General features: G+C 50.0%; 17 protein-coding genes and 1 pseudogene. 11 read left to right on the forward strand and 7 right to left on the reverse strand.

What is annotated here, in order from left to right; genetic code table 11:
* Positions 1 to 32 precede the first annotated feature (32 nt).
* The 8 genes and pseudogenes from Q0174_RS02790 to Q0174_RS02825 all read left to right on the forward strand — a co-directional run bounded on the left by Q0174_RS02790 (position 33) and on the right by Q0174_RS02825 (position 6,760).
* The gene (locus Q0174_RS02790) at positions 33 to 599 is read left to right on the forward strand and encodes a molybdenum cofactor guanylyltransferase (RefSeq protein ID WP_298041579.1); all 567 of its coding nucleotides are present in this window, start codon (positions 33 to 35) and stop codon (positions 597 to 599) included.
* On the forward strand, positions 589 to 1,767 hold the full coding sequence (locus tag Q0174_RS02795; protein WP_298041581.1) for a phospholipase A: 1,179 nt from the start codon (positions 589 to 591) through the stop codon (positions 1,765 to 1,767). The genes Q0174_RS02790 and Q0174_RS02795 overlap by 11 nt, the downstream gene beginning before the upstream one ends.
* Before the next feature lie 245 nt (positions 1,768 to 2,012).
* Complete coding sequence (locus tag Q0174_RS02800) at positions 2,013 to 2,939, forward strand: branched-chain amino acid transaminase (RefSeq protein ID WP_298041583.1); 927 nt, start codon at positions 2,013 to 2,015, stop codon at positions 2,937 to 2,939.
* Between the two features lie 8 nt (positions 2,940 to 2,947).
* A complete protein-coding gene (locus tag Q0174_RS02805) occupies positions 2,948 to 4,027 on the forward strand; it encodes an SPFH domain-containing protein (RefSeq protein WP_298041585.1) in 1,080 nt (359 codons plus the stop codon).
* Positions 4,028 to 4,324: 297 nt separating this feature from the next.
* Positions 4,325 to 4,639: pseudogene (hisI, locus tag Q0174_RS02810) on the forward strand (phosphoribosyl-AMP cyclohydrolase); the annotation flags it as partial.
* A gap of 18 nt (positions 4,640 to 4,657) precedes the next feature.
* The gene (locus tag Q0174_RS02815) at positions 4,658 to 5,377 is read left to right on the forward strand and encodes a phosphoribosyl-ATP diphosphatase (protein WP_366112480.1); all 720 of its coding nucleotides are present in this window, start codon (positions 4,658 to 4,660) and stop codon (positions 5,375 to 5,377) included.
* 232 nt (positions 5,378 to 5,609) lie between these two features.
* On the forward strand, positions 5,610 to 6,506 hold the full coding sequence (locus Q0174_RS02820) for an NTF2 fold immunity protein (RefSeq protein ID WP_298041588.1): 897 nt from the start codon (positions 5,610 to 5,612) through the stop codon (positions 6,504 to 6,506).
* 122 nt (positions 6,507 to 6,628) lie between these two features.
* Positions 6,629 to 6,760 carry a hypothetical protein gene (locus Q0174_RS02825; RefSeq protein ID WP_298041590.1) on the forward strand — a complete coding sequence of 44 codons (132 nt, stop codon included), beginning with the start codon at positions 6,629 to 6,631 and terminating at the stop codon, positions 6,758 to 6,760.
* 270 nt (positions 6,761 to 7,030) lie between these two features.
* On the opposite strand, the gene Q0174_RS02830 is transcribed toward Q0174_RS02825, so the two are convergent.
* The 3 genes from Q0174_RS02830 to Q0174_RS02840 are packed head-to-tail and all read right to left on the reverse strand — an operon-like array spanning position 7,031 to position 8,859.
* On the reverse strand, positions 7,031 to 7,918 hold the full coding sequence (locus tag Q0174_RS02830; protein WP_298041592.1) for a hypothetical protein: 888 nt from the start codon (positions 7,916 to 7,918) through the stop codon (positions 7,031 to 7,033).
* 8 nt (positions 7,919 to 7,926) lie between these two features.
* Entirely contained in the window at positions 7,927 to 8,682 is a 756-nt protein-coding gene (locus tag Q0174_RS02835; protein ID WP_298041593.1) for a disulfide bond formation protein B, read from the reverse strand.
* Between the two features lie 9 nt (positions 8,683 to 8,691).
* On the reverse strand, positions 8,692 to 8,859 hold the full coding sequence (locus tag Q0174_RS02840; protein WP_291938627.1) for a hypothetical protein: 168 nt from the start codon (positions 8,857 to 8,859) through the stop codon (positions 8,692 to 8,694).
* Positions 8,860 to 9,482: 623 nt separating this feature from the next.
* Between Q0174_RS02840 and Q0174_RS02845 the strand changes: the two genes are divergently transcribed.
* On the forward strand, positions 9,483 to 9,617 hold the full coding sequence (locus tag Q0174_RS02845; RefSeq protein ID WP_298041595.1) for a hypothetical protein: 135 nt from the start codon (positions 9,483 to 9,485) through the stop codon (positions 9,615 to 9,617).
* 3 nt (positions 9,618 to 9,620) lie between these two features.
* Here the strand turns inward: Q0174_RS02845 and Q0174_RS02850 are convergent, their stop codons facing one another.
* Positions 9,621 to 9,872, reverse strand: coding sequence for an AraC family transcriptional regulator N-terminal domain-containing protein (locus Q0174_RS02850; protein WP_298041597.1), 252 nt, complete (start codon positions 9,870 to 9,872; stop codon positions 9,621 to 9,623).
* A gap of 129 nt (positions 9,873 to 10,001) precedes the next feature.
* On the opposite strand from Q0174_RS02850, the gene Q0174_RS02855 reads away from it, so the two are divergent.
* Positions 10,002 to 11,147: an iron-containing alcohol dehydrogenase gene (locus Q0174_RS02855; protein WP_298041599.1), complete on the forward strand. Its 1,146-nt coding sequence runs from the start codon at positions 10,002 to 10,004 to the stop codon at positions 11,145 to 11,147.
* Positions 11,148 to 11,609: 462 nt separating this feature from the next.
* Here Q0174_RS02855 and Q0174_RS02860 read toward each other — a convergent pair whose 3' ends face one another.
* Genes Q0174_RS02860 through purM form a run of 3 tightly spaced genes read right to left on the reverse strand, consistent with a single transcriptional unit; the run spans position 11,610 to position 12,993 of the window.
* The gene (locus Q0174_RS02860) at positions 11,610 to 11,750 is read right to left on the reverse strand and encodes a hypothetical protein (RefSeq protein WP_298041601.1); all 141 of its coding nucleotides are present in this window, start codon (positions 11,748 to 11,750) and stop codon (positions 11,610 to 11,612) included.
* Between the two features lie 50 nt (positions 11,751 to 11,800).
* Positions 11,801 to 11,965, reverse strand: coding sequence for a hypothetical protein (locus tag Q0174_RS02865; RefSeq protein ID WP_298041603.1), 165 nt, complete (start codon positions 11,963 to 11,965; stop codon positions 11,801 to 11,803).
* Between the two features lie 44 nt (positions 11,966 to 12,009).
* Entirely contained in the window at positions 12,010 to 12,993 is a 984-nt protein-coding gene (gene purM / locus Q0174_RS02870) for a phosphoribosylformylglycinamidine cyclo-ligase (protein WP_298041604.1), read from the reverse strand.
* Positions 12,994 to 13,066: 73 nt separating this feature from the next.
* Between purM and coaE the strand changes: the two genes are divergently transcribed.
* Positions 13,067 to 13,729, forward strand: coding sequence for a dephospho-CoA kinase (coaE, locus tag Q0174_RS02875; protein WP_298041605.1), 663 nt, complete (start codon positions 13,067 to 13,069; stop codon positions 13,727 to 13,729).
* Positions 13,730 to 13,778: the final 49 nt, after the last annotated feature.

Genomic DNA, 13,778 nt, shown 5'->3' on the forward strand with positions numbered 1-13,778 from the left:
TCAAATTTAAAATTTCGCCGCGATAAAGATTGATGGAAGCCGGTGAAATTTCGATGAAAACCTGCGTCATTCTCTGCGGCGGCAAAAGCTCGCGTTTCGGCAGCGACAAAACGCTATTTCCATTTCGCGGGCATCCCAGCATGACGCACTTTCTTTTTTCGCGCTTAAGCCGCGAGTTTGAGCGGGTTTTCGCCTGCGCCAAAAGCTCTAAATTTAATCCTCCGCTTCCTATGATCTACGACGAATTTGAGGAATTTTCGCCGATGGGCGCGCTGTATTCGGCGCTAAAGTCCTTTAGCGGCGAGCGTATTTTTATCATCCCCGCCGATATGCCATTCGTCGAAATTTCCACCATCCGCGCGCTTAGCGAGCAGGAGGGGCAAATTTGCGTAGCGGGCGATGACCTGCACAGACACAGCCTGTGCGGATTTTTTGACGTAGATCTCGCTCCGCGCGCGCTTGAGCTCTACCGCGCAGGAGAGCATAAGATCGGCGCGCTCATCGGATCTGCAAATTCCAAAGTGCTAAATTTCAAAAACAAAGAGCAGTTTTTAAATATAAATTATCAAAACGATTTAAAGGGCGCAGATGAAATTTAAAGCTTTAGCGCTCGCGCTTTGCGCCATGAGTCTAGCCGCGCAAGATCTATCCGAGCTATACGCAAAGGCCGGCGAATACGAGGCCAGGGGCGATTACAAAAACGCGATGATCTATTACAAAAAGATCGCCGCGGCAAGTCTAGCGGATAAAGGCGATAAACCGCGCCGAAAAGTCGCAGAAAATTCTACCTCGTCCGAAAAAAACCGCGCTTCACACGATGATACCGCCGTTTTAAGCTCTACGGTGCCGCAAAATTCTTTAGCACAAAATTCCGCCATGGCAAGATCCAGCGCGCTAAATTCCGCTGCATCAAATTTCGCAGACGCAGGCTCGGTTGCGTCGGGCTCCGCGTCAAATTTAGCATCATCTAATTCCGCCTCGCTATCTCAGAATTCCACGACATCGAGTTCTGCGATGCAGGACGAACGGAATTTTCTAGCGCAAAATTCCGCGCCGCAAGGTGAGCAAAATGGCCGAAATTTTGGATTTTTAGGGCTTAAATACTACGAGCCGATCTATATGCTTTTCACCCACGATTTTAGTAAAAAGCCCGATCGTAAGGCGGATGAGTTGCATTTTGAGTTTAGCTTCGAGCGCCCGATCACCTACGACGCGCTGGGGCTTGGAGAGAAAATTTCATTTGCTTATGCGCAAAATTCCTGGTGGCAGATCACGCAGGATAGCGCGCCTTTTCGCGAAAGCAACTACCGCCCCGAGCTCTACGTTAGCGCGCCAGTGCCGTTTGCGGACGAGCTAAAGATCGGCGCCATGCACGAATCAAACGGCAAGGGCGGCGAGGAATCGCGCTCGTGGAATAGACTCTACGCGCAAAGCACCTGGAGCGCGGACGGGTTTTCGATCACCCCCAGAGCGTGGTATGCGTTTTGGCTGGACCGCACGAACGAGGACATCGCGGATTATCTGGGTTACGGCGATCTGCGCGCGTCATACACCTTCGGAAAGCAGCGACTTAGCGCTCTGTGGCGAAATAACCTGCATTTTGACGGCAGTAACCGCGGCGCGATCGAGTTAAACTACAGCTTCCCGATCTTTAACAGCGGATTTTACGGCTATCTGCGTTACTTCAACGGCTACGGCGAGAGCCTCGCGGACTACAAACGCAGCGTCAATAAGATCGGCATCGGACTTTCTTTCGTAGAATTTTAAAAGGCGAGCTTGGATCAAAAAGCCTGAAATTCTGCGGCGAAATTTTATCCACATAAAATATAAAATTCGCAGCTTTTTGCTCTACGCCGCTAAACTTTAAAAAGCAAAATTTAGCGGAACAAATCGCCTTAAATTTTGCGGACGGAATTTCGCCTATCGTACCAAATCCCCGCAGGTAGAATTTCTTAGAAATTAATATTCTTTTAGCTAAAATTACGGATTAAATTTCATCAAAGGATCAAGAAATGGCACAAATTCAAGAGGCCGAGCTCATCTGGAAAGACGGCAAGCTAATCCCATGGGCGGAGGCCACTACTCACGTTTTGACGCACTCTTTGCACTACGGAAACGCCGTATTTGAGGGCGTACGCGCTTATAAAACCGATAAAGGCTACGCGATTTTTCGCTTGGATGAGCACACTCGCAGGCTTGAAATTTCGGCAAAACTCTGCCTAATCAAGCTTCCGTTTAGCTTCGAGCAGCTCCGTAAGGCTCAGATCGACGTCGTCGCGAAAAACCGCTTCGATCAGACCGTCTATATCCGCCCGCTAGCATACTTCGGCTACGGCTCGATGGGTGTTTCATCTACGAACTGCCCGGTAAACGTCATCGTCGCAGCATGGCAATGGGGCGCGTATATGGGCGAAGAGGCGCTACGCAAAGGGATCAAAGCTAAAATTTCATCGTGGATGAAGCCGGCGCAATTTTCGATGATGGCAAAAGCCAAGGCGAGTGCGAATTATTTTAACTCGCAGATGGCAAATTTTGAGGCGGTCGATGCGGGATACGATGAGGCGATACTGCTCGATCCGCAAGGCTTCGTCGCAGAGGGGCCGGGCGAGTGCTTATTCATCGTAAAAGAGGGCGTCATCATCACTCCGCCGAACGACACCAGCCTAGAGAGTATCACTCAAAACTCGGTCATCGAAATCGCGCGCAGTCTAGGCTACGAAGTCCGCAGAGAGCGCATCGCTCGCGATCAGCTCTATGCCGCGGACGAGGCGTTTTTTACCGGCACCGCCGCGGAGGTCACGCCGATTAGCAATATCGACGGCAGGATCATCGGCAAGGGCGAGATGGGAGAGATCACGAGCCGCTTGCAAAAGGCGTATTTCGCGGTAGTCACGGGCAAAGACCCTAAATTTGAGCACTGGCTCACATACGTTAAATAAGGACACACATGCCGGCGGATTTGAATGATTATTTTAATAAGAAAAACAGCGACAAAAAAGGCGGGAATTTAAATTTTAAAATTCCTAATTTCGGGGGGATGGGCAAGTTTAGCGGCGTGATTTACGCGATAATCGCGATAATAGCGCTGCTCGTGATCTCAAAACCCTTCGTCACGATCCAATCCGGCGAGGTGGGGATCAAGTCAAATTTAGGCAAATACGATCCGACGCCTCTTGGCGCGGGACTTCACTTTTTCGTGCCGTTCATACAGGACGTATTCGTCGTAGATACTCGTACGCGTATCATCAACTACACTAGCAGCGAAGATATGAGCGCGGGTATCGCTACTAAAAGCGGCACCGCAGGCGGTATCATTAGTAAAAACTCGCTTTCGGTGCTAGACTCGCGAAATTTGCCCGTCAGCATCGACATCACCGTGCAATACAGGCTCAATGAAGCCACGGCGCCCAACACGATCGCCGAGTGGGGCTTTTTGTGGGAGGATAAGATCATCGATCCGCGCGTAAAGGACGTCGTGCGTAGCGTCATCGGCAACTATGCCGCCGAGGAGCTACCTACCAAACGCGACGAGATCGCTAGAGCGATCGACGACGGCATCCGCAAAAATATCGAAGCACTGCCGAATTCACCCGTAGATCTGCTAGCCGTGCAGCTTCGCGAGATCATCCTGCCGGCGAAAGTAAAGGAGCAGATCGAGAGCGTACAGATCGCCAAGCAAGAGGCTGAGCGCACCAAATACGAGGTCGAGCGCGCAAATCAAGAGGCGCTTAAAAAGGCTGCTCTTGCCAAAGGTAACGCAGACGCCGTCAAAATCGAGGCTCAAGGCCGCGCCGATGCCGCTAAGATCGAGGCTGACGCGCAAGCCTACGCCAACAAAGAGGTCGCAAAGAGCTTGGATGCAAATCTTTTAAGCCTCAAGCAGATCGAGACGCAGGCTAAATTTAATGAGGCGTTGCGCGAAAACAGCGACGCAAAAATTTTCCTAACGCCGGGCGGCGCGGTGCCTAATATCTGGGTCGATACGAAAGATAAGGCGAAGCAAAGCGCCATCGAGCGGGAAAATTAAAATTTCAGGCGGCTATGCGCCCCGACTTCGCGAGATAAATTTGATAGCAAGTTGCTTTGGGCGCATAAGCTTAACTCGCGATTTTGTGAGTTAAGCTTAGCGGCGAGTGAAAGCTCGTGACGAGCAGAACTCGCGCTCGTCGCAGCCTAAGCCTAGCGGTCGCTTAAAATTTAGCCGCCAGGTTTACTCTTTAAATTTACTAGCTAGGCGCGCCGCTTCGTAAATTTCAATAACTCAAATTCCGCGTACGGCGGCTAAATTTAAAGCGTGCGCGACTTTGCAAACTAAGGATCAAAGATGAAGGTAGATTGGCAAAAACTGGGCGGACTACTCCCCGCGATCGTGCAAGATACAAGTGACGGCGCGGTTTTGATGCTCGCGTATATGAACGAAGAGGCGTTAAGCCTGACGCTGAACACCGGCTACGCGCACTACTTCTCGCGCAGCAAGGGGCGCATCTGGAAAAAGGGCGAGAGCAGCGGTCACGTTCAGCTCGTGCGAGAGGCGTTTTTAGACTGCGACAACGACACATTGCTACTTAAGGTAGAGCAATGCGGCGGATCCGCCTGCCACACGGGCGCGCGAAGCTGTTTTTTCAAAGAGATTTCGCTGCAAAAATGCGGCGAAAATGTGGGGAGCTTGATCGCTTGCGGCGCGATAAATTTTGCAGAGCACGGCTCTGCAACCTCTCTCGTGCAGAAAAATTCCGCGAATTCTCGCACAGAGCAGAATTCCGCTTCCTGCGACGGCTCGGCGGATTACGCGCCCCAAAATTCTATTGCCCGTGACGGCTCGCAAAATTTTATGCCTCAAAATTCCACTGCCTCTTGCAATCGGCAAAGCTCTGCGACACAAAATTTTACGGCAGCAAATTTCATCGCGACGAATTCCTCCGCAGAGCGCAGTACTCAAAATTTAGACGCCGTCTCGCAAAATTCTACGCTCGAAAACTCTACGGAAAAAAGCCCGTACGGAATTTTAGACGAAATTTATCATGTTTGCTTGGATCGCAAGCTAAACGGCGAGCCCGCGCTATCCTACGTCGCCTCGCTCTACGCGAAGGGCGAAAACGCCTATCTCAAAAAGATCGCCGAAGAAGCGTGCGAGTTCGCGCTGGCGTGCAAGGATCTCTCGCGTAGCAAGCTTTACGCAGACGTAGCGCGCGAAAGCTTCGGCGAACACAGAGCGGGCGAGCCGCGATACGACGTGGTTTACGAGGGAGCGGATCTTTTATTTCACCTTCTGCTCGCACTTGCAGCGCACAATATCCATCCGGACGCCCTGCTTGACGAGCTAGCGCGCAGGCAAGGAAAAAGCGGCATCGAAGAAAAGCGCAGCCGAGAAAAATGACGCGTAAAATTTAATCGTGAAGGCGCCGCTCGCCCGCTTTGCGCGGCGAGCAAAATTTAAAAAGTGTTGCCGAAATTCTGTGCCGAATTTCAACGACGAAAGTATATTTCAACCGCGCTATTATCGCAAAATTTAATTTTGTTGCGCGTGCAAATCCGCGCGTAAATTTCAGCGCCTTGCGCAAATCGTAAAATTTCACTAAAATTTTAAAATCAAATTTAAAGGATAGATGATGAGGCAGATCACGATGCAGGAGGCTTTGGACGCGGTTAGCGAGCGCTACTGCAAAGGCCATCACTACGAAAATGTGGCACTTACCGATGAGATGGTGCGCCGCATCTGCGAGGTAAAAAGCCTCGTAAATATGGGCTTTATAGCCACATCGATTACGGACGCGGCGCTACAGCATCTAGCCGCGCTGCCGAAGCTTGCGTATCTGTTTTTGCAAGATAGCGATAAGATAAGCGGCGAGGGGTTTAGATACTTTGCAGCACACGTCAAGCTCGAACACATCGGCATCGAGAACGTCAGCATCACGGATGAGGGGCTAAAAGCGATCGTGCAAATCCCAAAGCTAAAATCGCTGCGCCTAGTCAATTCATGCGTGAGCTTTGCGGGGCTGCTAGCCGCGGCGGATACGAAAATCCAGTTTTATCTAGACGGCGGGCGCTTTAGCAAGGAGCAGATTGCGGAGTTTGAGCAGGCGCAAAGAGACGCCGCAAAGAGCAAAAAGAAGCTTGATCCGCAGGACGCTGCGGCGGCGCAGAGTGCACTTTTAGAATTTTTCACGGCGATGAGCGAGTGGGAGAAATTTGCCGCTTCGCGAATCGATGACGCGGACGACGGCGAGGTGCAGCGCAGATGCGACGAGCTCTTTGCGCGCTACTGCACGCCCGTTAGGCGCAGCGGCTTCCGCCCCGAGGGCATCTCATTTTCGATGATGGAGGGCGGCACCTACGGCGGGTACGAGCTAACGGACGCCGAATGCGAGAGCAAAAATAAAATTTACATCTACGCCAAGGACGAACACGGCTTTGCGCGCCGCTTCCTGCTCGTGCGCAAAGACGGACGCTGGCTCGTAGATAAGCGCCAAGGCATGAGTGGCGGCTGGAAAAGCCGCGGGCTGTAAATTTGAGCGCAAAATGGGAGTTTAAATTTCATCTGCGGCGCGATCGCAAGATAAAATTTAGCCTGCCGCGGGCACTGTGATAAAATTTCATCGGCGCTGCGAAAACAAATATAAGAGGGCAAATGAGCGGTAAAATTTCTGCGCACGACGCGCACGGCGATCAAAGAAAGGTGCGAATGAAGAGGCAAATTTTCTCCGAGCTGGGCGGCTTCGTGATAAAGGGTCCTCGCGCTGCTAGCGCGCTATCTGGATGAGCACGGGCTTGCAAACGGGGACGTTCTTGCTTATTTTACGCAGACCGAGCACGGGGACGCGGTCACAGAAGAGGGCATCGCCGTGCCGATATTGGGCGTTCGCAGCTTTAAAATTTCACAACGCTTATAATCCGCTATATAATGACGCTGGAGTTTAGCGGCACTAATGTATTTTTTTAGAAGTCAATGTTTAATCAAAATTTTATAATTTTAGATGTGGAATTTGCGTTTAAATCAATTAAATTTAAGCCGCCAAAGACGGCTTAAATTTCACCTCTCAAAAACGAAAATTTTATTCGTTCCGTTTTCTCTGGACGCGACGTAGAATTTACCCTCTTTGATAGCGAGCGCATGGGCATCGCTCGTACCTTCAAAGCTATAAACCTCCACGATCTTTCTGCTGCGCGGATCGAGCTTTAGGATGCTTGAGTATTGCTTCGAGAGCAGATAAACAAACTCGCCGTTCGCATCCATACCCGTGACGTAGTAGTCGTTTATATCCCTGCCGTCTTTTACGCCGAGAGCCTCATCGAAGCTCGGCACGAACTCGCTCGATAGTAGATTATCGGCATCGCTAAAGCTCGCTATGCTCCAGCTCGCTTTGATGTCGTCGGGCACGCTGGCGACGAAAAACTCGCCGTAGAAATCCGAGTGATCCCACGAAAGTATGAACTGCTGTTTGGCGCGCACAGTGGAGTAGCGGTCCTTGAAATCGAGCGTGAAATTTTCGTATCCGTCGTGCAGATAGCGCCACGCCTTGTTTGCTTCCTCTTTGCTTTGATTCGGTGCGGGCTTGAAAAACTCATAGGTTTTATTATAGCTCATGAGCCCTACCGAGCCTTTAAAAAAGCTCGCCGCGACGGTCTCTTCCATCTGCATTATCCAATCGGGCGTGCTTCGTAGATAGCTTTTTACGGTTTTTAGCTCGCCGTCCATTTCGTAGAGCTCGAATTTTAGCGTACCGAGCAAGAAGCTTCCGCTTGCCGCGTCGTAGTCAAGCCCCGTGACTGGATTATTGTTGTTTAAATTTGGCGTTATCTCGCCGCTTTTGCGTAACGGCGTTAAATTTGTCACTGCGCCGCCCGCAGGATTTAGATTAAACTCGCCGCCAAACGCCAGTGTGGCGCACAATAGGGTTAAATTTAGAAATCTTTTCATCTTCAGCCTCACTTCGGTAAATTCGGTAGTTTTGGATTCCAGCTTTCGCGAAAATCAATTTCGGTCTCTTCCCAGTGATCAAGCTCCCAAAACCACTTTGACGGATCGATGCTCATGCGCGAAGGCGTCGCGGAGGCTAGATAGGGCGGCGGGCCTGCGGTGATGAAAGCCTGGACGCAGTTAAAAGCCATGATGATCGCAAAGGCTGCCACGGCTATCTTACCTAGCGCGAAGCTCGGCAGAACCGCGCCGTATGCGCCCTCTTCGCTTTTTTGCATTATTTTACCTACGTTTTTGCTTAGCAGCAAAATCACGCCCAAAAATATAATGACGCAAAAATGCACCACTACGACCCAAAACTGCGTATGTGCGCCTAAAATTTCAAGCCCGAAGCCCTGCTTGATGTCGAGGTAGCCGCCGCCGGTGCCGTCAAGGCTGTAGTGTAAAAAGCCGTCGTATAGCCCGAGGCACGCTAAAAAGAGGATTGCAGCGAGGTATTTGACCTTAAAGCCGTATCTAACGATAACTAGCGCCATAAACGAGATCGCTACCATGCAAAATCTCTCGTGCCAGCACATGATGCAGGGGCTATCGCCCATGCCAAAGCCCAAAACCAAACACGCGATACCTACGGGCAGGGCGATGAGGGCGAGGGCAGCAAGGGCGAAAAGATTAAAAAACCGCTTTTCATCTTCGTCCCAGCCCGCAGAAATCTCGGCGCCGCGAATGAGGCTTTGAGACATTTTATCTTGCAAACTTTTCATTGCTCGCTCCTAAAAATTCCCCATAGGCACGACGGCAAATTTATTCACCCATGCCATCATGATGACGAGTATTGCGATACCCGCAATACCAAAGCCCATAACCGCGCGCTTTTTCTCAGGTCTAAACCACAACAAAAGGCCCGCGACGAAAAACATCAGAACCATTAAAAATTCCATATTTTCTCCTTTCTTACTGAAATTTAATATCGTAAAAATATTACTATTTTGCTTATTAGACGTATATTAAAAATTATGTTTTTATCAGTATAAATAAATTTTTATGAAATTTCATGATACTAAAATAGCTATTTTTAAGAAAATTTTTTCTATTTCAGCTTGATTTAAATTTATCTAAAGCATTTCGATTAGCCTGATTTTGCTTGTGCGAGTCGCGTGATAAAACGCCACGCGATTGAAATTATAAAATTAGCAAGAAGATGAACAATGACTTTTAGCGCAGCGGCAAGCGAGTGGGGGGCAATCATCGCTGGGGCGCATCCATTTTTCTTGCGGCGGAGCGGTCTCTTGCATTATGTCTATCTTCTTATGTTTAGGCTGTATTCTTGCACCGCGTTTTCCCCTACTGAGTCCTCGTTTCGGTAGCGGACGCCGCCTCGTTGATAGCAAGCAACACCTTGCGATCGGTTTATGTCGGTTGCGGATGCTGGTTTATTGTGCAGTTATTTCGGCTTGCATTGCGCAATGAAATTTTGAAATTTTACAAAGCTTACCCAAGCCGATCACTTTAAATTTTTGCTCGTTCTTAGTCGCGAAATGTTTGCGCGTGAGCTTTAGGTGGCATGCCAAACATCCTCGCGTACTCCCTGCTGAACTATGACGAGCTTTCGTATCCGACGTCAAAAGCCGCCTGCGACGCTTTCGTGCCGCCGTTTTGTAAGATATATCTAGTTTCCTACAACCTAATGCGCTTTTGAAAATCAAGCGGGCTTGGCGTAGTATTGCAGGAATTTTTGCGTATCGTAGTGATGCTGTTTGCCGTTAAATTCCACCATTTTGCCGCCGCGCAGACACAAGCACGCGCTGGGCTCATAGATCGTCGCGATGAAGTCTGGGCTTTTTTGACGGTAAAAGCTAAGAGCCTCTATAGGCGTCTGAACGTGTCCGTAGGTGGGATATAGCTCGTCCGCGATCTTTGCAGCGTCTTTTAAAATTTTATCTACTTCGTTCATGCTCGCTCCTTTAAATTTATGCAGATTACACTTACATTTGCACGATTAGGCAAGAAATTTGGACTATCGTGCTACTGCAAAATTTTAAAAAAGGCTATAATTTAGCCAACTTTATTTAAAGGAGAGAAGATGACAAATTTTAGTTTTTGCAACCCCGTGAGGATAGAATTCGGCAAGGATAAAGAAAAGCATATCGGGCAGTATATGAAGGAATCCGGTGCGAAAAAAGCTCTCGTACTATACGGCAGCGAGCGCGTGCGAAAGAGCGGTCTGATGGACGTGGTGGAGAGCAGCTTAAAGGCAAGCGGTATAGAATTTGCGCAGCTTGGCGGCATAAAATCAAATCCCGTACTAAGCAAGGTAAACGAAGCGATCGAGCTCGCCAAAGAATTTGGCGCAGATAGCGTGCTTGCTGTGGGCGGTGGAAGCGTGCTGGACTCCGCAAAAGCCGTAGCCGCAGGCGCCTGCTATGAAGGCGACGTGTGGGATTTTTTCACCGGTAAAAGTCCGAGCGCCGCGCTTAAAATTTTTGACATCATCACCCTTGCCGCGACGGGCTCGGAGATGAACTGCGGCGGCGTGGTGACCAAGGAGCAGACCAAACAAAAATACGCGATCAGCGCACCGTGTCTATACCCGAAGGTCTCGGTCATAAACCCGCAGCTGCAAGCAACCGTCAGCCGCGAGTATCTCGTATATAGCGCGAGCGACATCATCGCACACAGCATCGAGGGGTATTTTACCGCTAGCGTCCATCCGGAGATCGTGCGAGCCTATATCGAAGCTAACATCAAAACCGTCATCCGCACGACTGAAGCTCTGCTTGCAGATCCAAGCGATTACGACGCGCGCGCCGAGTTTGCGTGGGCCGCGACGATGGCGCTAAACGGACTAACCTACGTGGGCGTGGGCGGCTTCGGCTATCCGAATCATATGATCGAGCACGCGATGAGTGCGGTCGTGGACTGCGCGCACGGAGCCGGTCTTAGCGTGGTAATGCCTGCGTGGATGAGGTGGTATAAGGATAGGAAATTAAGCACGTTTGAGCGTTTCGCTCGTGAAATTTTCGGCCTTAAAAGTGCAGATGAAGGTATCGCAGCACTTAAAGCGTGGTTTGATAAGATCGGCACGCCTACTAGCCTCGCGCAGCTCGGCATCGAAGGCAAGGTGCTGGACGAGGTCATAGACGTAGCCGCGACAAACGCTAAAGCGTGGAATATGGCGGAGCTCTACAGCCGCGAAAATATCGCTAAAATTTTAGCTTTTGCAAAATAAGGCGCGAGCGCATAGATAAAATTTAAACCGAAGGGGCGAGCGATCGCCCTTTCCTGAAAAGGCAGGCGGCAGTATGGGCGCGCTAGCGATATCCTTCCTAAAAAATAATCGGCTGCGCGGATAGCTAGATGATCATTTGCATCTCTTAAGTCCGCGAGGCTTGCTGTGAGAGGATAGAGACGACAAGCGGCGCGTCTAAATTTAAAGCGCAGACGGTTGCGGATCGAGCGTGAAATTTAGCTATGTTTGTCAGGGTAAACTTTGCCACATAATACTTCCGTCGAATTTGATGCGCAAATTTCACAATAAATTTTACTCCGGCGCGAAGTTTTGTCGCGTTTAATGGCTTTGCTTAAACGCTCTTATCCTGCGCTATCTAAAATTCGCTCGTTAAATTTTAATCTCGACTTTATATTTGTGATTGCAAAATTTGCTTTTGCGTGCCGTTAGGCGCATTTAAATTTATCCCTCGATGCTAAGCAGATCGCCGAAAATTTCTTTACAATACTGAATGAAACGCTTGGGAATTTTGACTCCACAGATATCCACGGCTATGACGCTGTCTTGGATCTCAAAAACGATAAGCTCGCTAGTGATTTTCACAGCCTTACAGCCGTTATAGCATACATCGCCTGCACTTGGCGCATAAGCCGTTATGCGGTGCGTCTGCGTCCTCGTACCGCCCGAGCTTGATCGGTCTTTGGAAAAGCAGAGTTCTTATAGTCGTACTTGTCGTCCGCTAGGCCTATCATATAATAATTATCGGCGCTGTTTTTGGAAGCTGTCGCAATACCCGCTTTAAAATTTAGTCTAAACATAAATTCTGCTTTGGCAAAAAGCGGCAAATTTTACCGCTTAAAATTTACACGAGCTGTGCGCCCGCGCCTTTTACGACCTCGCCGATAACGTAGCCGTCGGTATTTGCTAGCACGAAGTCCGCGTTTTCTTTCGGAGCTACGACGATCATGCCAACGCCCATATTAAACGTCCTCATCATCTCGGCAGGCTCTACCTTTTGCGCGATGATTTTAAAGATTTCAGGCGTGCGGATCGTGGCGTGTTCGATCTTTGCGCCTAGTCCCTGTGGAAATACGCGCGGCAGATTTTCCACGATACCGCCGCCCGTGATGTGCGCTAGTGCGTGGATCTTGTTTTTTAAATTTAAAAAGTCGCTGACGTAAATCCTGGTCGGCTCCAAAAGCACGTCGATGAGCGCGCGACCGTCCACTTTGTCGTCAAATTTTAGTCCCAGCTCGGCGACTACTTTTCGCGCGAGCGAGAAGCCGTTTGAATGCAAGCCGCTGCTAGGAAGAGCGATGAGCACGTCGCCCTCACGCACAAATTTGCTGCGGTCGATCTCGTCCTCTTCGGCGATACCCACGGCAAAGCCGGCGAGGTCGAAGTCGCCCTTTTCATACATCGAGGGCATCTCCGCCGTCTCGCCGCCGATCAGCGCGCAGCGGGCGAGTTTGCAGCCCTCAGCGATGCTTTTTACGACCTCTTTGGCATCTGCGATTTCAAGCTTTGCCGTCGCGTAGTAGTCGAGGAAAAATAGCGGCTCGGCAAAGTTGCAGATGAGGTCGTTTACGCACATCGCGACGAGGTCTTGACCTACGCCGTCAAATTTGCGCGCATCGATCGCGAGTCGCAGCTTTGTGCCCACGCCGTCGGTGGCGCCCAGGATCGCGGGCTTTTTGTAACCTGCGGGCAGTCTCACCGCGCCGCTAAACGAGCCGATACCTCCCAAAACATGCGGAGTTTGCGTAGCTTTGACGAATGGTTTTATCGCGTTTACGAAGTCATTTCCCGCGTCTATATCGACGCCCGCGTCTTTGTAGCTTATCAAATTTTATCCTCCAAGATGGTATAATTTCGCAGATTTTAGCTAAAATCGAATAAAAACGCTATAAAGGCCCACCTTGAAATTTAAACACGCCATCGTCATCACGGGTAGCATCGGCAGCGGCAAGAGCGCGGTTTGCGAGCTGCTTCGTGATCGCGGATTTGAGATCATCGACGCCGATAAGATTTCGCATGATGCTTTGGATCGCTGCGCCGCGCAGGTGGCAGAAATTTTCGGCGCGCAATACGTTGTACAGGCTGCAAATTTGAACCCGCAGGCGGAATTTAACGCTAGCGGTGATGAGGAAATTTCGTCCGCCCCCTACGCCTCGGTAGACCGCAAAAAACTAGGCGAGCTGGTGTTTAAAAATCCTGCTGAGCTTGCAAAGCTAGAAGCGCTGCTGCATCCGAAGATAACGGCTGAAATTTTATCGCAGGCGCGGGATTTGGAAGCGAAAGGAAGGCTTTATTTCGTCGATATTCCGCTGTTTTTCGAGGGCAAGAGATATGAGTTTTTCGACAAAGTGGCAGTCGTTTATGCGCCAAAAGATACGCTGATTTCGCGCGTGATGAAGCGAAACGGGCTCGATCATGCCGCTGCAAAGCACCGCGTGGAGCTGCAAATAGATATCGAGCAAAAGCGTGCCATGGCGGATTTTGTGATAGATAATAGCGGCGATCTTGCCGCGCTTAAGGCCGCGGTGGAGAGATTTTTAAAAGAGCTAAAAGATAAAATTTAGCCCTTTGCGCGGTTGCGTAAAATTTCTTGCGAATTAAGATGAGACTAAA

It is taken from the genome of uncultured Campylobacter sp., assembly GCF_937996225.1.
Taxonomy (GTDB): Bacteria; Campylobacterota; Campylobacteria; order Campylobacterales; family Campylobacteraceae; genus Campylobacter_B.